Source organism: Comamonas trifloxystrobinivorans, assembly GCF_043359985.1.
GTDB classification, from domain to species: Bacteria; Pseudomonadota; Gammaproteobacteria; order Burkholderiales; family Burkholderiaceae_C; genus Comamonas; species Comamonas trifloxystrobinivorans.
Genome location: NZ_JBHZGV010000003.1, coordinates 109,648 through 132,443, shown reverse-complemented (window position 1 = coordinate 132,443; position 22,796 = coordinate 109,648). Strand labels below are relative to the sequence as shown.

Annotated in this window: 14 protein-coding genes; 9 read left to right on the top strand and 5 right to left on the bottom strand. The window is 64.5% G+C overall.

Annotation, left to right across the window (positions count from 1 at the left end):
* Positions 1-11: 11 nt before the first annotated feature.
* Positions 12-920: a glycine--tRNA ligase subunit alpha gene (gene glyQ / locus ACFIQF_RS03875; protein ID WP_393940255.1), complete on the bottom strand. Its 909-nt coding sequence runs from the start codon at positions 918-920 to the stop codon at positions 12-14.
* 265 nt (positions 921-1,185) lie between these two features.
* The gene (locus ACFIQF_RS03870) at positions 1,186-1,848 is read right to left on the bottom strand and encodes a TetR/AcrR family transcriptional regulator (RefSeq protein WP_393940252.1); all 663 of its coding nucleotides are present in this window, start codon (positions 1,846-1,848) and stop codon (positions 1,186-1,188) included.
* A gap of 276 nt (positions 1,849-2,124) precedes the next feature.
* On the opposite strand from ACFIQF_RS03870, the gene ACFIQF_RS03865 reads away from it, so the two are divergent.
* The 8 genes from ACFIQF_RS03865 (at position 2,125) to ACFIQF_RS03830 (ending at position 14,256) form a co-directional block, all read left to right on the top strand.
* The gene (locus ACFIQF_RS03865; protein ID WP_393940250.1) at positions 2,125-4,554 is read left to right on the top strand and encodes a membrane-bound PQQ-dependent dehydrogenase, glucose/quinate/shikimate family; all 2,430 of its coding nucleotides are present in this window, start codon (positions 2,125-2,127) and stop codon (positions 4,552-4,554) included.
* Positions 4,555-4,934: 380 nt separating this feature from the next.
* Positions 4,935-5,585, top strand: coding sequence for a DUF2760 domain-containing protein (locus ACFIQF_RS03860; protein WP_393940247.1), 651 nt, complete (start codon positions 4,935-4,937; stop codon positions 5,583-5,585).
* Between the two features lie 3 nt (positions 5,586-5,588).
* Positions 5,589-7,574 carry an Hsp70 family protein gene (locus ACFIQF_RS03855; protein WP_393940244.1) on the top strand — a complete coding sequence of 662 codons (1,986 nt, stop codon included), beginning with the start codon at positions 5,589-5,591 and terminating at the stop codon, positions 7,572-7,574.
* Between the two features lie 89 nt (positions 7,575-7,663).
* Entirely contained in the window at positions 7,664-10,519 is a 2,856-nt protein-coding gene (locus ACFIQF_RS03850) for an Hsp70 family protein (protein ID WP_393940242.1), read from the top strand.
* A 168-nt stretch (positions 10,520-10,687) separates the two neighbouring features.
* Entirely contained in the window at positions 10,688-11,203 is a 516-nt protein-coding gene (locus tag ACFIQF_RS03845; RefSeq protein ID WP_393940240.1) for a hypothetical protein, read from the top strand.
* A 128-nt stretch (positions 11,204-11,331) separates the two neighbouring features.
* Positions 11,332-12,369: a Bug family tripartite tricarboxylate transporter substrate binding protein gene (locus tag ACFIQF_RS03840; protein WP_393940237.1), complete on the top strand. Its 1,038-nt coding sequence runs from the start codon at positions 11,332-11,334 to the stop codon at positions 12,367-12,369.
* On the top strand, positions 12,362-13,441 hold the full coding sequence (locus tag ACFIQF_RS03835) for a P1 family peptidase (protein WP_393940234.1): 1,080 nt from the start codon (positions 12,362-12,364) through the stop codon (positions 13,439-13,441). Before ACFIQF_RS03840 ends, ACFIQF_RS03835 begins: the two co-directional genes overlap by 8 nt.
* Positions 13,438-14,256, top strand: coding sequence for a M55 family metallopeptidase (locus tag ACFIQF_RS03830; protein ID WP_393940230.1), 819 nt, complete (start codon positions 13,438-13,440; stop codon positions 14,254-14,256). The genes ACFIQF_RS03835 and ACFIQF_RS03830 overlap by 4 nt, the downstream gene beginning before the upstream one ends.
* A 503-nt stretch (positions 14,257-14,759) precedes the next feature.
* Here the strand turns inward: ACFIQF_RS03830 and ACFIQF_RS03825 are convergent.
* The 3 genes from ACFIQF_RS03825 to ACFIQF_RS03815 all read right to left on the bottom strand — a co-directional run bounded on the left by ACFIQF_RS03825 (position 14,760) and on the right by ACFIQF_RS03815 (position 20,209).
* A complete protein-coding gene (locus ACFIQF_RS03825) occupies positions 14,760-15,251 on the bottom strand; it encodes a CreA family protein (protein WP_393940228.1) in 492 nt (163 codons plus the stop codon).
* Between the two features lie 118 nt (positions 15,252-15,369).
* Positions 15,370-17,949, bottom strand: a complete 2,580-nt coding sequence (cphA, locus tag ACFIQF_RS03820; RefSeq protein WP_393940224.1) for a cyanophycin synthetase — start codon at positions 17,947-17,949, stop codon at positions 15,370-15,372.
* Positions 17,950-18,028: 79 nt separating this feature from the next.
* Entirely contained in the window at positions 18,029-20,209 is a 2,181-nt protein-coding gene (locus tag ACFIQF_RS03815; protein WP_393940221.1) for a cyanophycin synthetase, read from the bottom strand.
* A gap of 226 nt (positions 20,210-20,435) precedes the next feature.
* Between ACFIQF_RS03815 and ACFIQF_RS03810 the strand changes: the two genes are divergently transcribed.
* The gene (locus ACFIQF_RS03810) at positions 20,436-22,784 is read left to right on the top strand and encodes a cyanophycin metabolism-associated ABC transporter (RefSeq protein WP_393940218.1); all 2,349 of its coding nucleotides are present in this window, start codon (positions 20,436-20,438) and stop codon (positions 22,782-22,784) included.
* Positions 22,785-22,796 lie beyond the last annotated feature (12 nt).

Sequence of the window (22,796 nt, the reverse complement as noted above, 5' to 3'; positions counted from 1 at the left end):
GGTGTGGTGGATTAAGCAGAAGCCTTGGCAGGCATCTGGGCGACCCACTCGCGCGGTGCCATTGGGAAGCCCAGGCGCTCGCGGCTCTCGTAATAGCTTTGTGCCACGGCGCGGGCCAGGTTGCGGATGCGGCCAATATAGGCAGCGCGCTCGGTCACCGAGATGGCACCACGGGCGTCCAGCAGGTTGAAAGTGTGCGCTGCCTTGAGCACTTGCTCATAGGCGGGCAGCGCCAGTTGCACTTCCATCAGCTCTTTGGCTTTCTTCTCATAAGCGCCAAAGGCCTGGAAGAGGAAGTCCGCGTCCGAATGCTCGAAGTTGTAGGTAGATTGCTCCACCTCGTTCTGGTGGTACACATCGCCATAGGTCAGGCCGTCGGTCCACTGCAGGTTGTAGACGTTGTCCACGCCTTGCAGGTACATGGCCAGGCGCTCCAGGCCGTAGGTGATCTCGCCGGTGGCTGGCTTGCAATCGATACCGCCCACTTGCTGGAAGTAGGTGAACTGCGTCACCTCCATGCCGTTGAGCCAGACTTCCCAGCCCAGGCCCCAGGCGCCGAGCGTGGGGTTTTCCCAGTCGTCTTCGACAAAGCGGATGTCGTTCTTCTTCAGGTCAAAGCCCAGGGCTTCGAGCGAGCCCAGGTAGAGATCGAGAATATTGGCCGGTGCGGGCTTCAACACCACCTGGAACTGGTAGTAGTGCTGCAGGCGGTTGGGGTTTTCGCCGTAGCGGCCGTCCTTGGGGCGGCGGCTGGGCTGCACATAGGCCGCTTTCCAGGGCTCGGGGCCGATGGCGCGCAAAAACGTGGCCGTGTGCGAGGTGCCCGCGCCCACTTCCATGTCATACGGTTGCAACAGCGCGCAGCCCTGGTCGGCCCAGTACTGCTGCAGCTTCAAAATGATTTGTTGGAAGGTCAACATGAGAATCTGGTGATGGTGCAGCCCGGCGTCAGCCGCCCAAAGCCTGGCGGCGCACCCTCTGCTGCAAACGACCCGATGCCTGCAAGGCGCAGCAAAGCGGTCAAAACCTTTGATTTTAGTGCTTTCGGCCAAGTTGCGGTTGGCGATAGCTGAGTGCGGGCATCTGCGCCCCGGGTTGCGGGGCGCTTTTCAGAGGCGGCTGCCCGGCGCTGCCTGGCCGGGCGAGCGCACTTGCGTGTGCCGCGTGGCTGCCTTGAGCAGACCTTTATGCCGGTGTTGTCTGGTACATCAGCACAATCTGCAGCTTGAAGAGTTCGCTGGTCGGCAGCCGCGCCTGGGGTTGCAGCACGGCGTTGTTCATCATACCCAGCCACAGCGGGGAGAGCAGTTGCTCGGGGTACTGCGCCAGGCGCGGGTCCTTGAGCTCGCCGCGGGCGTGGGCCAGCTCGGTGAGGCTGCGGATGCGGGCCACCAGCGGCAGGTGGGCATGGCGCACATACATCTGCGCCAGTTGTGGAAACTCCAGCCCTTCGGCCACGACAAAGCGCGCCGTGGCCGCGCGGCCGCTGCGCTCGAGCTGCTCCATCACCGGCACCAGGGTGCGCAGCAAAAAGTCGCCCACCAGCTCGCCCTCGGCCGGCATGTTGTGCTGCATGGTGAAGGCGGCCGAGGCGATATGCCGCTGCACCACGGCATCAAACAGTGCCTCCTTGCTTTCAAAGTAGCGAAACAGCGTCACCTTGGACAGCCCGGCGCGCTGCGCCACGCCCAGCATGGTGCTGCGTGCATAGCCGCGCTCCAGAAAATCGGCATAGGCCGCGTCGATAAAAGCCAAACGCGTGGCCTCGGTCTTTTGCGGGCTGGGGCCGCGTGGCGTGCGCGCGGGCTTGGCGGCCGGCGCCAGTGTGGTTTTTTTGCCTGGAGACACAGGGGGCGCAATGGGAGGGTGCTTGCGGTTGTTGCTGGGGCGCATAGCGCAGATTGTGGCGCACTGCAGGCCGTGGTGGACGGGCCTGCGCAGCGCAGGGTTTTAATCAAAAGTTAACCCAAAGGTTTCATTTTGAATAAAATTGCGGCCGCAACTCTTATAGAAGACTGCGGTACCGGAGCGCCAACGCGGCTTCTGCGCACACCCGGTCACACGGTTGCCATGCCTTCCGGCCAAGGCGCCGGGGCATTCCAAGATCACCTTTGAAAGCGAGAGATGACAACACATCGTTCTGGGGCCGGTTCGGCGTCGGGTCACAAGCCTGCGCGCATATACCCGGTCATTCTGTTTTTGCTGGGCCTGGCGCTCGCCATTGGCGGCGGCCAGCTCGCGGGCCTGGGCGGCTCGTGGTACTACTTGATCACCGGCGTGGCGCTGCTTGTCAGCAGTGTGCTGATCTGGCGCGGCAATGCGCTGGGCGGCTGGCTGTATGCGCTGATGCTGGCCTGGACGCTGGTGTGGTCGCTGGACGAAGTCGGTCTGGACTTCTGGACCCTGCTGCCGCGCCTGGCACTGCTGTTTGTGCTGGGCCTGTGGCTGCTCACGCCGCTGTACCGCCGCACCGTGGTGCACGGCCCTATCTCTGCCCAAGGCGGCAAGGCTGCTGCTGGCATGCTGGCGGCGGCCATGGCTGCTGTGGTGGTGGTTGGTTTGGCCAAGGGCGACAAGCACGAAACCAAGGCGGCGCAAGCGCTGCCCGACCTGCAGCAAACCGTGGCGGGCGCAGCCCCCAAGGACGAATGGCAGTACTACGGCAACAGCCAGGGCGGCCAGCGTTTCTCGCCGCTGGAGCAGCTGACGCCTGAGAACGTCCAAGGCCTGGAAGTGGCCTGGACCTACCGCACCGGCGACTATCCGCCCAGCGAAGGCAAGCCTGCCATGCGCTTTGAAGCCACGCCGTTGAAGGTGGGCGACAGCCTGTTCTTCTGCACGGCGCAGGCCGATATCGTGTCGCTGAACGCCGAAACCGGTGAAGAGCGCTGGCGCTTCAAGCCCAATGTCAATCTGCGTGGGGTGACTGGCTCTGCCGCCTGCCGTGGCGTGGCTTACACCAAGCTGCCTGAACCCCAGCCCGATGGCGTGTGCCAGGAACGCATTTTTGGCCCTACGGCCGATGCGCGCTTGCTCGCTGTCGACGCCAAGACCGGCCAGCCTTGCGCCGACTTCGGTGCCAATGGCCAGGTCGATCTGAAGAAGGGCATGGGCGAGATCATCCCCGGTTACTACTACGTCAGCTCCATGCCCCAAGTGGTGCGTGGCAAGGTGGTCGTGGGCGGCTGGGTGTCGGACGGCCAGATGACGGGCGAGCCCTCGGGCGTGATCCGCGCGTTTGACGCCAAGACCGGCGCCTTCTCCTGGGCCTTTGACATGGGCAAGCCTGATTTCCATGGCGAACCCGCCGAAGGCGAGCACTACACACGCGGCACGCCCAACTCTTGGGCACCTATCAGCGCTGACGACCAACTGGGCATGGTCTACATCCCCACCGGCAACGCCACGCCTGACTACTACGCCGGTCACCGTACCGAGCTGGACAACAAGTTCAGCGGCTCGGTGCTGGCCATCAATGCCGACAACGGCAATCTGGTCTGGAACTTCCAAACCACCCACTATGACGTGTGGGACTACGACGTGGCTTCGCAGCCCAGCTTGCTGGACCTGAAGATCAAGGGCGAAACCGTGCCCGTGCTGGTGCAACCCACCAAGCGCGGCCAGAACTTTGTGCTCGATCGCCGTACCGGCAAGCCCGTGTTCGACGTAGCAGAACTGCCCGTGCCCCAAGGTGGTATCGAAGACCCTGCCCGTCTGTCCAAGACCCAGCCGCATTCCACTGGCATGCCTACCTTTGCCGGTCTGGACCCCAACGAAACCTATGGCGTGGGCGAAAAAGACATGTGGGGCATGACCATGGTGGACCAGCTGTGGTGCCGCATCCAGTTCAAGAAGGCCCGTTGGGAAGGCCCGATGACCCCCGCCGGTACCGATACCGTGTTCTTCTTCCCCGGCTCGCTGGGTGGCTCCAACTGGGGCAGCGTCTCGTTTGACCCGGAACGCCAGATCATGGTGGGCAACTGGAACCGTGTGCCCATGCTGCTCAAGCTGATCGACCGCGAAGAAGCCAACAAGCGTGGCCTCAAGGCTGCGGACGGCCGCCCTGGCGTGTCGGTTGGCGGTGCTGTGCCGCAAGAAGGCGTGCCATACGCTGCGGACTTGAAGCCTTTCCTCTCGCCCATGGGTGCACCTTGCATCGCACCTCCATTCGCGCTGGTGACTGCCATTGACCTGAACACCCAAAAAGTGATCTGGGAACGCCGCAGCGGCACCGCTGAAGACTCGGGCGTGGCCGGTATCCGTACCCGTCTGCCCATCCCCATGGGCGTGCCGGGTCTGGGTGGTTCCATCACGACCAAGGGCGGTCTGGTGTTTGTGGCAGCGTCTGGCGAGCAATCGCTGCGCGCCATGGACCTGAAGACCGGCAACGTGGTCTGGAAGGGCCGCCTGCCTGCCGGTGGTAACGCCACGCCTATGACCTACGAGTCCAAGGACAGCGGCCGCCAGTTTGTGGTGATCGCCGCCGGCGGCCACAACCTGATGCAAACCCAGCGTGGTGACACCTTGGTGGCCTACGCCTTGCCCAAAAAATAAGCATCAAGTCGGCGGCGTCAGGGCTGAGACAGCCCGGGCGCCGCTGGCCAGATCTGCCACTGCAGGCCGCTGCGCAGCGACTGCTGGTGCAAGTGCCCTCCCACCGGAGAGCCTTGCGCTGGCCAGCCGCGAGCCAGCGGCCCTTTTTTGCGCTTGGCGTCCGGCTGGCGGCGCGGCCTAGCGCGGCTTTTGCGTTTGCGCAGGCAGCGCTGGTGCTGGTGCGACGCGCGGGGACATAGGCGCAGCCCGTAAAATCAGGGCTTTTGTGGCTGGCGCTTGCTGCGCCCAGCCCATTTTTAGAACCGCCCGATCCGCAGGCCCCAGGGCCCGGCAATGCACACCCTGCAACGCCGCTAGCGCGGGCGCTTGTTGGTGCCTTCATGAACAACACCCCCCCCTCTTTTCTGAGCCGTATTGCGATTGCGATCGGCAGCTTTTTCGCCATTCTGGGCAATGGCCGTCTGGCCGCGGATGTGCAGCGCGTGCGCAGCGGCGAAGCCTTTGCCGCCGATGTGCCTGCCAAAGAAGTGCGTGTGGAAGTGCCTGTGGAAAAGGTGATCGAAGTGCGCGTGGAGGTGCCCAAGGAGGTGCCGGTCGAGAAAATCGTGGAAAAGCGCGTGGAAGTGCCGGTGGAAAAAACCATCGAAGTGCCCAGCGCCACCGCCGCCCTGCAAGTGCTGGGGCTGATGCAGCGCGAAGCCCGCTTTGTGGACTTTATCCAGGAAGACGTGGCGCCTTATACCGATGCCGAAATTGGCGCTGCCGCTCGCGTAGTGCACGAAGGCTGCCGCAAGGTGCTGCGCGATCACTTCACGATTGCGCCCGTGCGTACCGAGGCCGAAGGCTCGCGCGTCACGCTGCCTGCAGGCTTTGACGCCGCCGCCGTGCGCCTGACCGGCAATGTGGTGGGCCAGGCGCCGTTCACCGGCACCTTGGGCCACCGCGGCTGGCAAGTGACCGAGGTGAAGCTGCCGCAGCTGACCGACACACAGGCCGCCAAGGTCATCGCCCAAGCGGAAGTGGAGCTGTAAACCATGAGCGTTTTCTCTTCCATCGCCGCCTCCGGTGCGGCCAGCAACAACACGCCCAACACCGCGAACACCGCCAGCGCCGTCAATCCCGTGGCCACCACGCCTGGTGCGTCCGCTGCAGCTTCTGCCGGTGCAGCCCAGTACAGCATCGGCATTGACCTGGGTACCACGCACTGCGCCTTGTCGTATGTGAACAAAACCGCCAGCGATGGCGAAACAGTGGTGCAAGGCGTGCTGGATATTCCCCAGCTCACGGCGCCTGCCAGCGTTGAAGCCAAGCCGCTGCTGCCATCGTTTCTGTACCTGCCGCACGAAAGCGAGCTGAGCGAAGCCGAGCGCACGCTGCCAGGCGCTGCGGCCAGCAACTACATCACCGGCGAGTTCGCCCGCAGCCGTGGCGCGGCCACGCCGATCCGCCTGGTCAGCAGCGCCAAGAGCTGGCTCTGCCATCCCGGCGTAGACCGCCGCGCCGGCATTCTGCCTCCTGATGCGCCCGAGGAAGTCAGCCGCATCTCGCCGCTGACCGCCTCCATTCGCTATCTGGAGCACCTGCGCTGGGCCTGGGAACAAGCCCACCCTGAAGCACCTTTTGCGCAGCAAGACATCACTGTCACCATTCCTGCGTCGTTCGACCCGGCGGCCCGCGAGCTGACGGCCGAGGCCTGCAAGGCCGCCGGCTTTGCCAAGCTCACTTTGCTGGAAGAGCCGCAGGCCGCGCTCTACAGCTGGATTCAGGCCAGCGGCGGCAACTGGCGCAAGCAGGTCGTACATGGCGACATCATCCTGGTAGTGGACGTGGGCGGTGGCACCACCGACTTGTCGCTCATCGCCGTGCTGGAGCGCGACGGCAACCTGGAGCTGCAACGCATTGCCGTGGGCGAGCACATCTTGCTGGGCGGCGACAACATGGACCTGGCGCTCGCTTACGGCGTGGCGCGCAAGCTGGCGGCCGAAGGCAAGCAGCTCGACGCCTGGCAAACCCGCGCCCTGGCGCACGGCTGCCGCGCTGCCAAAGAGCAGTTGTTGGCTGATGCGAACCTGCCATCCGTGCCCGTGGTCGTGCCCAGCCGGGGCAGCAAGCTCATCGGCGGCAGCATTCGCACCGAAGTCACGCGCGAAGAAGTGCTGGCCATGCTGGTGGAAGGCTTCTTCCCCAAGGTCGCCGTCAGCGACAAACCCAAAACCCGTGCCCGTGGCGCGCTCACGCAACTGGGCTTGCCCTATGCGCAAGATGCAGCGGTTACGCGCCATCTGGCCGCTTTCCTGAGCCGCCAGGTCAACGCCCTGGCCGAGATCGACGGTGTGCAAGGCGACCAGGTGGAAGGCTCCACCTTCCTGCACCCGACCGCCATTCTGTTCAATGGCGGCGTGCTCAAGGCATCGCAAATCGAGCAGCGCATTGTTGAGGTCATCAACGGCTGGCTGGACGAAGAAGCCTGCGAGCCCGCCCGCTTGCTGGACGGTGCCAACCTTGACTTGGCTGTGGCGCGTGGCGCAGCCTACTACGGCCACATCGCCACCAGCGGCCGTGGCGTGCGCATCCGTGGCGGCACGGCGCAGTCTTACTACGTGGGCGTGGAATCGAACATGCCTGCCATTCCCGGCATGGAGCCGCCCATGTCTGCGCTGTGCTTGGCGCCGTTCGGCATGGAAGAGGGCAGCGAAGTGGCCCTGCCGGACGAAGAGTTCGGCCTGGTGGTGGGCGAGCCCGTGCGCCTGCGCTTTTTCGGCTCCAGCGTACGCCGCGCCGACACGGTGGGCACCATGCTCGATTTCTGGGGCCCGGAAGAGCTGGTCGAGCTGCAAGAGATTGAGCTGAACCTGCCCGCCGAAGGCCGCGCTGCCGGCGAGGTAGTCCCCGTCACCCTGCAAGCCCGCGTCACCGACATCGGCACCTTGGAACTGAACGCCGTGCCCGTGGGCGGCAGCGAGCGCTGGAAGGTGGAGCTGGATGTGCGGGCGGAGACGGCGGAGGCCGAACCGGCCTGAGTGGCATAGCTGCCAGCAGATGGCGGTGGCGTGAAGGGCCGGGTGTGCTACCCGGCGGGCGTTGACCAATAGATGGAGATAGGTGCGCTGTGGCGGAATCGAAATTTGTTGTCGGCATTGACCTGGGCACCAGCCACACCGTGGTGGCGAGTGTTCCCTTGGCGGGCGCGGCTGCAGACATAGCGCTGCTGCCTATTGCCCAGCGCAGCACGGCGAGCGAAACCGTGGCCCAGCCTTTGTTACCGTCGGTGCGCTACCAGGCGGTGCCGGGTGAGCTGGGCGATGCCTGGCAACAACCCTGGCCGGCGCAAGGCGCTACGCCTGAGGCGCCTGCGGTGATTGGCCGCTGGGCGCGAGATTTGGGCACGGCGGTACCCAGCCGCTTGGTGGCCAGCGCCAAAAGCTGGCTCTCGCACCAGGGCGTGGACCGCAGCGCTGCCATCTTGCCCTGGGGCGCAGGCGACGATGTGGCCAAGGTCTCGCCGCTTGCTGCTTCGGCTTCCTATCTGGCCCACGTCAAAGCCGCGTGGGACAAAGCCCACCCCGCCGCACCTTTGCAAGAGCAGACCGTGGTGCTGACGGTGCCGGCCTCGTTTGACGAAGGCGCGCGTGCCCTGACGCTGGAGGCCGCGCAACTGGCCGGCCTGCCCAGCGTGCATTTGCTCGAAGAGCCCAAAGCGGCTTTTCACGACTGGCTGGTTTTGCAAGGCGATGCCTTGGCCGCGCAACTGGCGGACAGCCGTCTGGTGCTGGTGGTGGACGTGGGCGGCGGCACGACCGACCTCACTTTGATTCGCGTTGAAGCCGCAGCCGATGGCGCTTTGCCCACGCTCACCCGCACGGCGGTGGGCGAGCATTTGATGCTGGGTGGCGACAACATGGATCTGGCGCTGGCCCACCAGCTGGAGCCACAGTTTGCCGCCGAAGGCCAGCGTTTGCCCGCAGGCCGTTTTGCGCAGCTGGTGCAGCGCTGCCGCATCGCCAAAGAGCAATTGCTGGCAGCCAATGCGCCAGAGCAGATGGCGGTCACCTTGCTCGGCGGTGGCAGCAAACTGCTGGCACAAAGCAGAACCGCCACACTCACCCGCGCGCAAGTGCAGGCTTGGGTGATGGAAGGCTTTTTGCCCAATGCACAACCCAGCGACGTGCCCAGCAAGCGCCAAGGCGCACTGCGCGGTTTTGGTTTGCCGTACCCGGCCGATGCAGCGATTACGCGCCATTTGGCACAGTTTTTGGCGCAGCATGCGGGCAGCGGCAATGCGCAGGATTTGCCAGATACCGTGCTGCTCAATGGCGGCGTTTTCCACGCACACGCCATTGTTGAGCGGCTCACACAGCAGCTCAGCGCCTGGCGCGGCCAGCCGGTGCGCGTACTGCACAACCCGCACCCGGATTGGGCGGTGGCGCGGGGCGCTGCAGCCTATGGGTTGGCGCGCTTCCAGCCGGAGTTTGAGCGCGAGCAAGCGCAAAAGCAGGCCAGCCAGGCGCAAGCTGCCAGCAGTGCAGCCGTGGCCAAGCCGCGCATGCTGCAAATCGGCGGCGGTTCGGCACGCAGTTACTGGCTGCTCTTGCCAGGCAAAAAAGCGGCCGCACCGCAAGGTATTTGTCTGCTGCCGCGTGGTACTGAAGAGGGCGTGCGCATTGTGCTGTCGGGCCGGCGCTTTGCCCTCAAACTGGGGCAGGCCGTGCGCTTCCACCTGTTGGCCAACAGCAGTAGCAGTGCGCCAGCGCAGGCCGGCCAAATGGCTGAGCTGCAAGGCGAAGGCTGGGTGGAACTGCCGCCGCTGGCCACCGTTTTGCCCGCACCGCCCGGTCAGGACAAGGCGCAGATCGAGGTGCAACTGCAAGCCAGCATGACCGAAGTGGGCACGCTCGAAGTGCGTTGCGTGGCGGTGGAAGACGCCAGCCAATCGTGGCTGCTGCCTTTCAGCGTGCGTGGCGAAGCGGCGGCTGCAGGCGATGCGCCAGACGAAGCTGCCGCTGCCCAAGCGCAGCTTGCCAATGCCAAGCGGGTGCAGGCCATCGACTTGATCGAACAGATTTTTGGCAACCAGGCGCAGAGCGTCGATGCCAAGCAGGTGCGCCAATTGCGCCAGTCGCTGGAGCGCTTGCTGGGCCCGCGTGAAAGCTGGGGTCTGGGCCTGCTGCGCGCCTTGTTCGATGCGCTGCTGGCGCGCGCCAAACGCCGCCGTCGCACGCCCGAGCACGAGCGCGCCTGGCTCAACCTGGCTGGCTGGTGCCTGCGTCCCGGCGTGGGCGAACAGCTCGATGCCTGGCGCCTGGAGCAGGTCTGGGCGCTGTATCCGCAAGGCCTGGGCTATGGCAAAGAGGCCGCCAACTGGACGGAATGGTGGGTTTTCTGGCGCCGTGTGGCCGCTGGCCTGAACGAGGCGCAGCAAATGGAGCTGCTCGAAGACGTGGCTGGCCACATGCAAAAGGCCGTGCAGCAAACCACCCGCTCGGGCGGCAAAAGCAGCCACGGCAGTTACGACGACATGCTGCGCCTGTTTGCTGCCATGGAAGCCGTTCCCTGGCAATACCGCCAGGAAATGGGCCAGTGGATGCTGCAGCGCCTGAAGCGCCCGGACGAAACCGTGCAGACCTGGTGGGCCATCGGCCGCCTGGCTGCTCGCCAGTCGCTCGCCGCCAACGCGCACCTGGTAATGCCGCCAACGGCTGCGCAAGAGTTTTTATCGGCCGCCATGGCGCAAGACTGGCGCCGCAACGAAACCGCCATGTTCGCCGCCGTGCAGATGGCCCGCATGACGGGCGACCGCGCCCGTGATGTTTCCGATGCCGTGCGCGAGCAGGTGCTGGAGAAGATGCGCAGCAGCGGCGCGCCCGAACGCTGGTTGGCCATGGTGGAACAAGTGGTGGCCATGGATGCCGAAGACCAGAAACGCAGCCTCGGCGACAGCCTGCCGCCGGGCCTGGTGTTGCTCTAGGCGGAAAGCCTTGCCCGGCCGACGGGCCTGCCATTACGATGGCGCATCGCCACCTTCCGCCAGAGTTTGTGATGCCTGATTCTTTGCCGGCCTTGGCCATTCGCCCGCTTGTTGCACAAGATTTCATTGCACGCCCGGCGGCGTGAGCGACAGGTCTTTATGCGTGCCATGCCAAGTCTGCGGATTGCAGCCCAAGTGGGGCTGAAAAGCTTTTTAGGCACCGCCCTGTATTGCTCGGTAGTCTGTGCCGTACTGCAGCATGTGTTTGAGATGCGGATGGTGTTCGCCGCCATGTACCGCATGTTTTTGTACCACTTGCAGCATCCATACCAGTACATCAGCTTGTTTTGTGTGGTGTTTGCCAGCTGCCTGGTGTTGCTGCTGAGCGCTTGGCCGCGGGTGCGGCACTGGCCGGCTTGGCTGTTGATGCCGGTGGTGATGGCGCTGACTGTATTGCTGGCCTCGTCCTTGGGTGGTGCGCTGTGGAAGCTGCACGATATGCAAGCGGGCTACTTTCCGGAAGGCGCACGCTTTTGGAGCGATCTGTGGTGGGGCGTGGAGAGCGGTGTGCAGCTGGGCTGGTGGCTGCTGCTGCGCTCGCTGCCTTTCAACCTGCTATGCCTGCCGGCGTTTTACCTGGCCTGCCGCTACGGCTTGCAAACGTACCGAAGAGTGCTTGCTTAGCCGCCTTCGCCATGGGCGCAGGCCTGCTCTTTTCTGGCTATCGCCATGGCCCACCTGGCGGCTGGAGCGGCAAGCAATGCAACAATGTCGCCATTCAACGGCCATGCAATAACAAGGAGAGAGCAGCCATGTCAAACCAGAATCCGTCCTCTACAAAAGCAGCCGCCACCGCGCGTGCAGGCATGCTGAGCAAACGCCGCGTGTTGGCAATGGCCTCGGCCGCGCTGGGGCTGGCCGCTGCAGGCGCACCGCAAGCCTGGGCGCAGCCGAGCACGGCCAACTGGCCCAACAAGCCCATCACCTTTGTGGTGCCGCAAGCGCCCGGCGGCGCCAACGATGTGATCGCCCGCGCCGTGGCGCAAGGCCTGGAGAACTCGCTGGGCCAGCCGGTGATTGTGGAAAACCGGCCCGGCGCCAACGGCAACCTGGGCACCAGCCAGGTGGCACGCAGCGCGGCCGATGGCTATACGTTTCTGGTCACCGCGCAAAGCGCCTACACCATCAACCCGGCGCTCTACAGCAAGGTGCCTTTTGATCCGATCAAGGATTTCACGCCCATCATGCAGCTGGCGGTAGCGCCTTATCTGCTGGTGGTGAACCCGAACTTCCCGGCCAAAAACCTGGACGAGCTGGTGGCTTACGCCAAGGCGCATCCAGGCAAGGTGGAATACGCATCGGCCGGCAATGGCACGCTGAACCACTTGCTCGGCGAGATGCTGAAAAAGCAAAAGAATATCGAGCTGCTGCACGTGCCGTACAAGGGTGCGGCTGCTGCAGCAACCGATGTGGTGGCCGGCCAGCTGCCGATGACGTTTGGCAGCTTCCCCGGCGTGATGCCGTTCGTCACCAGCGGCAAGCTGCGCGTGTTGGGCGTGGCTTCGGACAAGCCCACTTCGCTGGCGCCCGACATCGTGCCGCTGGGCAAGGATTTGGCGGTCACCAGCTGGTACGGCCTGTTTGCGCCCGCTGGCACGCCAGAGCCGATTGTGGTGCGCATGCACGCGGCCATCACCAAGGTGATGAACACGCCGGCCATGGCTGAGCGCCTGAAAACGCTGGGAGCGGAAACCGTCAACTCCACGCCGCAAAGCTTCAAGGTGGGCCTGCCCGCCGAGCTGGCTTACTGGCAGAAAGTGGTGAAGGATTCGGGAGCGCAGATTGACTGATGCGCAGCTGCTGCAGGCCTGCAGGCAATTGCCGCATGCAGGCCAGTTGCCAGCGGGCGCGCGCAATGCCATCACCGATGTGGCTGGTCTGCGCGTTGGCCACTGCACGCTGGCCGAGGGCGATTTGCAGACCGGCGTGACGGTGCTGCTGCCTGCGGGCGACAACCCTTTTCTGCACAAGCTGCCAGCCGGCTTGGCGGTGATCAACGGCTTTGGCAAAAGCGCCGGGCTGCTGCAGTTGGCTGAGTTGGGGCAGATCGAATCACCGATTGCGCTGACCAATACCTTCGGCGTGCCAGCCGTGGTGCAAGCGCAAATTGCCGACTGCATTGCCGCCAACCCCGAATGCGGGCGCAGCCTGTCCACCGTGAACGCGCTGGTGCTGGAATGCAATGACGGCTATCTCAGCGATATTCAGCGCATGGCGGTGAGCGCCGAGCATTACCGCAGTGCTGTGGCTGCCGCGTCGAGCGATGTGGCGCAGGGCGCAGTGGGCGCTGGCCGTGGCATGTCTTGCTTCCAGCTCAAGGGCGGCATCGGCACGGCTTCGCGCTTGGTCGATGTGGCGGGCAAGCGTTACACCGTAGGCGCCTTGGTGCTGGCCAATATGGGCAAGCTGGCCGATCTGCGTTGGGGCGGTTGGCCTGCAGGCGCTGTGGCGCAGCAGCACGTACAAGCGCTGGACGAGCAAGCCGCTTTGGGCGATGGCGTGGACAAAGGCAGCATCATCATGCTGCTCGCCACCGATGCGCCTTTGGACAGCCGCCAGCTCACGCGTGTGGCGCGCCGCGCTGCTGCCGGGCTGGCCAACACCGGCTCTTGCTACGGTCATGGCAGTGGTGATATTGCGCTGGCATTTTCTACTGCCTATACCCTGCCGGCCGATGCGCAGGCCGCCATGCCAGCCGTCGCCATGCTGCACGAGGCGCAGCTGGACCCGTTGTTCCGTGCCGCCGCCGATTCGGTAGAGCAGGCAATCTACAACGCTTTGTGGCATGCGCCCAGCGTGGTCGGACGCGGTGACCAGCGCCGCTGGGCTTGGCAAGATTTGTGGAAAGACTCTGAGCGATGAAAGTACTGATTTCTGTCGATATCGAAGGCGTGGCAGGCGTCTACCACGCCGAGCAAGTGCGCGCGGGCAACCCCGAGTACGAGCGTGCCCGCCGCTGGATGGCGGCAGAGGCGAACGCCGCGATTGACGGCGCTTTTGCCGCCGGTGCCAGCGAGGTGTTCGTCAACGATTCGCATGGCGGCTTTCGCAATATGCCGGCCGATCTGCTCGATGCCCGCGCCCAGGCCATCCAGGGCAAGCCACGCTATCTGAGCATGGTGGCGGGCGTGGAGCTGGGTGTGGATGCCGTCTGCATGGTCGGCTACCACTCGCGCGCCCAAGGCCGCGGTATCTTGGCGCACACCATCAACGGCTTTGCTTTTGCACGCGTGCGCATCAATGGCCAGGACATGAGCGAGGCGCACATCTACGGCGCCTTGGCTGGCGCTTATGGCGCGCCGGTAGTGATGCTGGCTGGCGACGATGTGCTGCGCGTAGAAAACGCAGCCATCTTCCCCAACGCCGTATTTGTGCAGACCAAACGCGCCACCGGCCATGCCAGCGGCATCAGCCTCTCGCCCGAGCAGGCGCAGGCCGCTATCTGCGCCGGCGTGATGCAAGGCCTGGCGCAGCGTGCGCAGTGCTTGCCCTTGTCCACAGCGGCGCCGGTTGTGGTGGAGATCGAGTGCAGCTCGCCAGGCATGGCAGATCTGTTTTGCCAGTGGCCTACGTTGGAGCGGGTGGATGGGCGCACCGTGCGCTTTAGTGCGCCGGAGATTGAATCGGCAGTGCGTATGACGAACTGTTTGTCGGCTATGTCCAGCATGTTGCGCTGACGGGTCGGTAGTGCTTGCCGTGTTGGCCGACGCGGCGGGCGGCAGCTTGCTTGTTATTTCAGCGGGGCTGGCCATGCTTGCAGCGGCTGGCCGGGTCTCGCCCCGGCGGGCGACCTCCTTTCTTGCTGCACGGCAAGAAAGGAGGCAAAGAAACGTGCCCTACATCCAGCGTCCCCGAAAGCTTCGCGCAGCGAATCTTTCGCGGCAACCTGCGCTCGAAGCAAACGGCGGCGCGCATACGAACTCCCTCCGCGCCAAGGCGCTCCGGTCAAACAGCGTCTGCGAGTCAGAGCACGAAGTTTGGCTGTCCTGCGGCAGCCAAACCGCCGCCGTTTACTCCGATCGCAGGCGCTGGCTGAAAGGGGTGGGAGGGACATCCTCAACAGCCAACAGCCAACAGCCAACAGCCGCCGAGCGTTGTACCGATAACTGCGTTCTGAGGTTGGCGAAAGCTCAGCGCACCAGGGGCGCAGCCTCGGAGCCCATGATTTCGCCTTGAGTGTTTACTTCAAAGGAATGATGACCGAGCTCGGCACCGGCACGGCCGTGACACTGTTCTGCGGCGAGCCTTCGATGACGCGGTCCGAGTAGGTCATGTAGACCAGGGTGTGGCGGTTGGTGTCGACCATGCGCACCACGCGCAGGCGTTTGAACAGCAGCGAGGTGCGTTCGCTGAAGACCTCGTCTTGCTGCTTGAGCGGTTTCTCAATCGTGATGGGGCCGGCTTGCACGCAGGCGATCGAGGCTTCGGAGCGGTCTTCGGCCAGGCCCAGGCCGCCTTTGATGCCGCCAGTCTTGGCGCGCGAGACATAGCAGGTAACGCCTTTGACCAGCGGGTCGTCATAGGCTTCGACGACGATCTTGTGGTCGGGGCCGACCAGTTTGAACACGGTGTCGACCGAGCCGATCACCTCGGGGCTGGCCAAGGCGGGCAGGGCGATGGCGCAGGCGCTGCCAAGCAGCAGGGTGCGCAGACGGGTTGCGATGCGGGACATGGAGACTCCTGAAAAAATCCTTGCAAGCCGCGCGGTGGCGCGTCTGACAAGGATTTTGCATGGATCGGTCAGGCTTGTGCTGCGCCCACGCTGGCGCTGCCAGCGCGGCGCAGGGGCATCAGGCCTTGGCGGCTTCGGCCACGTGTTTGCGCAGGTGTTCCAGCGCTTCTTCCACCTGGTCCACCAGCACCAGGCACAGGTCGCCCGGTTGCAGGCGCTCCAGTGCGTGGTCGATGGCGATGAACTCGCCGTGGATCTCGGTGATGTACTTGGTGCGGGTGGCGCCTTCCAGGCCCTTTTGCAGCAGGGCCAGCACTTCGCCGTCTTCACGGCCGCGTTGGCAGGCGTCCTGGTAGAGGATCACGTCGTCAAACACTTTGCCCAGAATCTGGGTTTGTTCGATGATGTCCTGGTCGCGGCGGTCGCCCGCTCCGCTGATGACCACGCTGCGCTTTTGCGCCGGCATGGCACCCACGGCCTGCACCAGGGCGCGCATGGCGTCCGGGTTGTGGCCGTAGTCGGCAATGATGGTGGCACCCTTGTAATCCATCACGTTGAAGCGGGCAGGCGCGTTGTCGCTGTCGTTCAAGAAACCGGCCAGACCGCGGCGGATGGTTTGCCATGGCAGGCCCGAGGCCCAGGCGGCACCGATCGAGGCCATGATGTTTTCCACCTGGAAGGTGATGGTGCCGTTGCGCGTGAGCGGAATCTCGCGCAGCGGGATCGATTCGCGCCACGAGCCTTCGGCGGCCACGATGGAGTCGCCATCCACATAGACCACACGGCTGCCTTGGGCGCGGTGCGTGGCCATGACGGGGTGGTGGCGGTCGGCGGCAAAGAAGATGACCTTGCCGGGGCAGACATGGGCCATGGCGGCCACCAGCGGGTCGGCGGCGTTGAGCACGGCGTAGCCGTCGGTAGCCACGTTTTGCACGATCACGCGCTTCAAGACGGCGACGTCTTCCTTGGTCACGATGTAGTTGAGCCCCAGGTGATCGCCTTCGCCCACGTTGGTGACCACGGCCACCTGGCAGCGGTCAAAACCCAGACCTTCGCGCAGGATGCCGCCGCGTGCGCATTCGAGCACGGCCGCATCGGTTTCGGGGTGGGCCAGCGCGTTGCGGGCGCTCTTGGGGCCGGAGCAATCGCCGCTGTCGATCTGGCGGCCGTTGACCCACACGCCATCGGTGTTGGTCATGGCGGTGCGCCAGCCGTGCGAGGTGAACAAATGGGCAATGACGCGGGTGGTCGTGGTTTTACCGTTGGTGCCGGTGACGGCCACTACGGGAATGCGGCCGTCGTCGCCGGGCGCGAACAGCTCGTCCACCATGGGCACGCCGACGTTGCGCGGGCGGCCAAAAGACGGTGCCAAGTGCATGCGCAGGCCGGGGGCGGCGTTCACTTCGACAATGCCGCCGCTTTGCTCTTCGAGCGGCTTGAGCATGGTCTCACACACCACGTCTACGCCGCAGATGTGCAGGCCGATGGTTTGCGCCGCTTCAATGGCGCGGGCCGCGATTTCGGGGTGCACGTCGTCGGTCACATCGGTGGCGCTGCCGCCGGTGGACAGGTTGGCGTTGTTACGCAACACCACGCGCTGGCCTTGGGCGGGCACGCTGTCGGGCGTGAGGCCTTCGCTGGCGATGCGGGCGATGGCGATGTCATCGAGGCGCACCTTGGTGAGCGCCGTGCCGTGGCCGGAGCCACGGCGTGGGTCTTGGTTGACGATCTCGACCAGCTGGCGGATGGTGTGTTGGCCGTCGCCCAGCACTTGTGGCGGTTCGCGGCGGGCAGCGGCCACCAGTTGGCCGCCGACGACCAGCATGCGGAAATCGTGGCCGGGCAGAAAGCGCTCGACCATGATTTCGTCGCCAAATTCGCTGGCGGTTTTGAAGGCGGCTTCCAGGCCTTCGCGGGTGGTGATGTTGACCACCACGCCCTTGCCCTGGTTGCCGTCCTGGGGCTTGACCACCACGGGCAGGCCCACTTCCAGCGCCACTTGCCAGGCGTCGTCCACATCGGCCACCGGGCGGCCCATGGGCACGGGCACGCCAGCGGCGTGCAGCAGGCGCTTGGTCAGGTCTTTGTCCTGGGCAATCGATTCGGCCACGGCGCTGGTCGAGTCCAGCTCAGCAGCCTGGAAGCGGCGGGCCTTGGAGCCCCAGCCCAACTGCACCAGCGAGCCGGTGGTGAGGCGGCGGAAAGGAATGCCACGGGCCACGGCGGCATCGACGATACAGCCGGTGGACGGGCCGATGCGGTCGTCCTCGTCCAGCTCGCGCAGCTCGGCAATGGTGCCTGCGGCGTCAAATGGCGTGTCGTTGAGCGCAGCCTCGATCAGCGCGGCAGCTCTTTCCACGGCCAGCTTGCCCACGGCTTCTTCGGTGTATTCGACCACCACCTGGAAGGTGCCGTGTTCCACGGTTTCGTGCGTGCGGCTGAAGGTGACCGGGCAGCCCGCTTGCGCTTGCAGCGACAGGGCGGCCACTTCCAGCACATAGGCCAGCGACAGGCGCTGGTCGGCGCCATGCGGCTGCAAGGTGGCGATGGTGGGGAAGCGGGCGCGCAGCTTGTCCTCGAAACCGGGGATGGCGGTGTACAGCAGCTCGTTGTCTGCGCAGTGCACGATGGCTTCGATGGCGGTGCTGCGGGTCCAGAGGTTGGGGCCGCGCAAGGCTCGGATGCGGTTGATCTGCATGGTGTGTCTTTCAGCTGGGTAGCAAGCTATTTTTTGCTCTTGGGCTTGTGTAGCAATCGCTGTGGGGCTGCAGGCCGGTTCAGGCCTGGTATTCAAAGGTTTTGATGCCGGCGCCGATCAGATCGGGCGTGATGTCCAGCGCCCAGGCGGTGGCAATCGCGGCCAGCAAGGCGGGCGTGTCGGGCTTTTTGCCGCCGGGCAGCGACAGCGCATCGAGCGTGCCCAGCACGCGCTCTTGCGTGCCGGTGGCCAGTACCACCTGGTTACCCTTGACGAGCACGGCGCGGCCGCCTTCGTGCTGGGCTTCGGTGTTGGCGCGGTGGGCGATGACGGCGGCGTTGTCGGCCTGCGTGGTGTACAGAATCACCTCGCCGTCGCACAGCTCGGCCAGCTCGGCCACTTCGGGCAGATCGGCGTTGAGCACGCCGGCGCCTTCGTCCAGCACTACGTCGATCTGGGTGCGCATCACGCGGCGCATCTGGCCGGGCTCTTGCACATCGTGGTCGGCCAGTTGTTCGTAGCCGTCCATGTCGGTCACCACACCGACCAGGCAGCGGTCGTAGGCCAAGCCTTCTTCCAAAATGGAGCGGGCCGTGGTCTGGATGACGGCGGCCTGGGCCAGGCGGTTGGTGAGCAGGCGGTGCGCGCCGGCCCAGTTGGCGGTATTGGTTTTTTGCGTCTGGCGGTTGGCCAGGAACATGCCTTCGCTGCTGGCCACGCCGGTGTGCTTGCCCGACAGTTGCAGCAGCCAGCCCACCAGGCGCGAGATGAAGGCGTTGTTGCGCGTGCCGACAATGCCGACGATGGGGATGCGGCCAGCGCCAGGGCCGTCTTCGCGTGGGAAGAGGTGGTCGGCAATCGCCATGCCCACGGGGCGCGGTGCGCCGCTGGTGGGCTTGAGGTGCATCAGCAGGCCGGGGCCGGCGTTCACTTCCAGGATCGCGCCCTGGCCTTGCATGGGCTTGGAGACGTCCTTCAAGATCATGTCCATGCCGGCAATGTCGAGGCCCACAATTTTTGCGGCCAGCACGGCGTAGTAAGCCACGTCGGGGTGCACGTCGTCCAGGCAGTCAATCGCCATATTGCCGTTGCGTTGCAGCAGCACGCTCTGGCCTTGGCCAATCACGCTGTCGGGCGTGACGTGCTGGCGGTTGAGCTCCAGCTTCACGGCGCCGGCTTCCAGGTTGATCCAGTCCAGCGGGTATTCCTGCTCAGGGCCGCGGCGCGGGTCTTGGTTCAGCACCTCGACCAGCTCGCGCAGCGTGGCCTTGCCATTGCCGTACACGCTGACGGTTTCGCCCTTGGTGGCAGCGACCACCTTGCCGCCCACCACCAGCAGGCGGTGCTCGGTGCCGTCGATGAACTTCTCGACGATCACGTCCGAGCCTTCGGGCTCGGCCAGCGCAAAGGCGGCCTTGATATCGGCTTCCTTGTACAGCTCCAGCGTCACGCCGCGGGCGTGGTTGCCGTCCGAGGGCTTGACGGTGACGGGGAAACCGATGTCCTGCGCCACTTCCCAGGCTTCTTCGGGCGTGGCCACAATCTGGCCTTCGGGCACGGGCACGCCGCAGGCGGTCAGCAGGCGCTTGGTGAAATCTTTGTCTTGGGCAATGCCTTCTGCAATGGCGCTGGTCTGGTCGGATTCGGCCGTCCAGATGCGGCGCTGCGCGGCGCCATAACCCAGTTGCACCAGGTTGCCGTCGTTCAGGCGGATATGGGGAATGCGGCGCTCGCTGGCGGCATCGACGATGCAGCCGGTCGAGGGGCCCAGGTAACGGTCGTTGATGGCCGTCTTGATGGCGTGGATGGCGGGCTTGAGCTCGAACGGCTCGTCATTGATGGCCGCCATCAGCAGTTGGTAGCCTTGCTCCAGCGCCACGCGGGCCACTGCCTCTTCGGGGCAGCGGAACACCATGCGGTAGACGCCGGGCTTGGAGATTTCGCGGGTTTGGCCAAATTCGGCTGGCATGCCGGCCAGGTTCAGCAGCTCGATGATCACGTGTTCCAGCACATGGCCCATCCAGGTACCGCCTTCGAGGCGCTGAATGAAACCGCCGCGCTCGCCGATGCCGCAGGTGTGCTCGACCAGATCGGGCAGCCAGCTCGTCAGGCGCTCGTTGAGGCCGGGAATCTTGTTGGACGGAAAGTCTTCCAGCTCTCCCAGATCCAGCCAGACCTCGAGCACCGGACGGTAGGTCCAGACGCTGGGGCCACGCAGAAAAGTTGTGCGCAAGAGTTGGATGTTGTTGAATTTCGCCATAGCAATCAGCGGATAAACATTGGTAACAATTCGAGACCGAATTGCCGTGTGATGGGGATGCATTGTGCGCCCAAATGGGCCGCACTGGTGGGCTGTCAGCCCATTTGCGGGGTCATGCGTTAGTAGGAGAATGCCGCGGGCTGTGCCACGCACCGTATCACCGCAATAATGGGCGGCTTATTCGAAAAATAGCCGCGACCGCCTTGTGCGGAGAAAACAACGCAATATGCAACACCAACAAAACGTGGACGCTTCAGCATTCTTTGCTGGCCCGCTGGGGGCCCAACTGCGAGCTCAGCTCAATGCACAAGAAAACGTCTTAGCCGTCGCTCCCGTTGACCTGCGCTCCGATTTGCGTTTTGGCAACGGCCTGGTCGCCCTGACCTCGGAGCGGGTATTGGCCCTGGATCCCGACTCGCAACAGTGGACTGAGTGGGTACTGACTTCTGATCTCAAGATTCGCTTTTACGACCATGGCGGCATAGGCAACCTGGAACTGCATGACAGCGCCCGCCGCCTGGGCCTGTGGCGCATGACCTTGTCGCACCAGGCCGCCGTGCTGGCGCTGGTGCAAAAGTTTGAACACCAGCACGAGCGCCTGCTGCGCGGCGAGGCTTACCAGCATGTGGAAGACGAGCGCGCGCACTGCCAGGTCTGCGGCTCGCTGCTGCCGCCCGACAGCGAAGAATGCCCGGCCTGCGCCCGGCAGAACAACGCGCCCACCTCCAGCTGGGTGCTGCTGCGCCTGTGGCGCTTTGCCGAACCTTACAAAATGCAATTGCTGTTGGGTTTTGTGCTGACCTTGCTCACCACGGCCGCGCAGCTGGTGGCGCCGTACCTGACGATCCCGCTGATGGACAAGATCCTGATTCCGTTCCAGAACGGCGAAAAGATCGACCGCGACTTGGTGCTGTTCTACCTGGGCGCGTTGCTGCTCTCGGCCCTGGTGGCCTGGGTGCTGGGCTGGGCGCGCACCTTTGTGCTGGCCCGCGTCTCCGAGCGCATTGGTGCCAACCTGCGCACCACCACCTACAACCACCTGCTCAAGCTGTCGCTCGATTTTTACGGCAGCAAGCGCACTGGCGATTTGATGGCCCGCATCGGTACCGAAACCGACCGCATCAACCTGTTTTTGTCGCTCAACGCGCTCGATTTTGCGACCGATGTGCTGATGATCCTGATGACCTCGGCCATCCTGTTCTCCATCAATCCCTGGCTGGCCCTGGTGACTTTGGTGCCGTTGCCCTTTATCGCCTGGATGATCCACACCGTGCGCGACAAGCTGCGCACCGGTTTTGAAAAGATCGACCGCGTCTGGTCCGAGGTGACCAATGTGCTGGCCGACACCATCCCCGGCATCCGCGTGGTCAAGGCCTTTGCGCAAGAGCAGCGCGAGGCTGACCGTTTTGCCGCTGCCAACCAGACCAACCTGGAAGCCAATGACCGCGTCAACAAAACCTGGTCGCTGTTCACGCCAACCGTCACGCTGCTGACCGAAATCGGCCTGCTGATTGTCTGGGGTTTTGGCATCTATCTGGTGGCCGGTGGCTCGATCACGGTCGGTGTGCTCACCGCCTTTATCGCCTACATCGGCCGCTTCTACACGCGCCTCGATTCGATGAGCCGCATTGTCTCGGTCACGCAAAAGGCGGCCGCTGGCGCCAAGCGCATTTTTGACATTCTGGACCACGTCAGCAACGTGCCCGACCCGGCCAACCCGGTCAAGATCGCCAAGGTGCAAGGCGCGATCACCATGGAAAACGTGGGCTTCCGCTACGGCAGCCGCACCGTCATCAAAGACCTGAACCTGCAGATCAAACCCGGCGAGATGATCGGCCTGGTCGGCCACAGCGGCTCGGGCAAGAGCACCCTGGTCAACCTGATCAGCCGCTTCTACGATGTGACTGATGGCTCGATCCAGCTCGACGGCGTGGACGTACGCCGCATCGCCGTGTCCGACTACCGCAGCAACATCGGCCTGGTGCTGCAAGAGCCGTTCCTGTTCTTCGGCACGATTGCCGAGAACATTGCCTACGGCAAGCCCGACGCCACGCGCGAAGAAATCGTGGCCGCTGCCCGTGCTGCCCACGCGCACGAATTCATTCTGCGCCTGCCGCATGGCTATGACTCGCTGGTGGGCGAGCGCGGCCAAGGCCTGTCGGGCGGCGAGCGCCAACGCATCTCGATCGCCCGTGCGCTGCTGATCGACCCGCGCATCCTGATTCTGGACGAAGCCACCTCGGCGGTGGACACCGAGACGGAAAAGGAAATCCAGCGCGCGCTGGACAACCTGGTGCAAGGCCGCACCACCATTGCCATTGCGCACCGGCTGTCGACCTTGCGCAAGGCCGACCGCCTGGTGGTGATGGACCGCGGCGAGATTGTCGAAGTGGGCCCGCACGACGAGCTGATGGCCAAGGAAGGCGCTTACTGGCGCCTGTACATGGCACAAGCGCGCCGCGCCGAAGAGGATGCCGAAGCCGCAGGCGTGGTAACTGCCCGCGCAGCCGGCGTGACTTACGACGTGCAAGCCATCCCCAAAACCAATGCAGATTCGCTGCACGACAACGCCTGACGGGCCACGCGC

Excerpts from the sequence above, each read along its gene's own strand:
- glyQ (WP_393940255.1), bottom strand. The coding sequence starts at position 920 with ATGTTGACCTTCCAACAAATCATTTTGAAGCTGCAGCAGTACTGGGCC.
- ACFIQF_RS03865 (WP_393940250.1), top strand. The coding sequence starts at position 2,125 with ATGACAACACATCGTTCTGGGGCCGGTTCGGCGTCGGGTCACAAGCCT.
- ACFIQF_RS03860 (WP_393940247.1), top strand. The coding sequence starts at position 4,935 with ATGAACAACACCCCCCCCTCTTTTCTGAGCCGTATTGCGATTGCGATC.
- ACFIQF_RS03855 (WP_393940244.1), top strand. The coding sequence starts at position 5,589 with ATGAGCGTTTTCTCTTCCATCGCCGCCTCCGGTGCGGCCAGCAACAAC.
- ACFIQF_RS03845 (WP_393940240.1), top strand. The coding sequence starts at position 10,688 with ATGCCAAGTCTGCGGATTGCAGCCCAAGTGGGGCTGAAAAGCTTTTTA.
- ACFIQF_RS03840 (WP_393940237.1), top strand. The coding sequence starts at position 11,332 with ATGTCAAACCAGAATCCGTCCTCTACAAAAGCAGCCGCCACCGCGCGT.
- ACFIQF_RS03830 (WP_393940230.1), top strand. The coding sequence starts at position 13,438 with ATGAAAGTACTGATTTCTGTCGATATCGAAGGCGTGGCAGGCGTCTAC.
- ACFIQF_RS03825 (WP_393940228.1), bottom strand. The coding sequence starts at position 15,251 with ATGTCCCGCATCGCAACCCGTCTGCGCACCCTGCTGCTTGGCAGCGCC.
- cphA (WP_393940224.1), bottom strand. The coding sequence starts at position 17,949 with ATGCAGATCAACCGCATCCGAGCCTTGCGCGGCCCCAACCTCTGGACC.
- ACFIQF_RS03815 (WP_393940221.1), bottom strand. The coding sequence starts at position 20,209 with ATGGCGAAATTCAACAACATCCAACTCTTGCGCACAACTTTTCTGCGT.
- ACFIQF_RS03810 (WP_393940218.1), top strand. The coding sequence starts at position 20,436 with ATGCAACACCAACAAAACGTGGACGCTTCAGCATTCTTTGCTGGCCCG.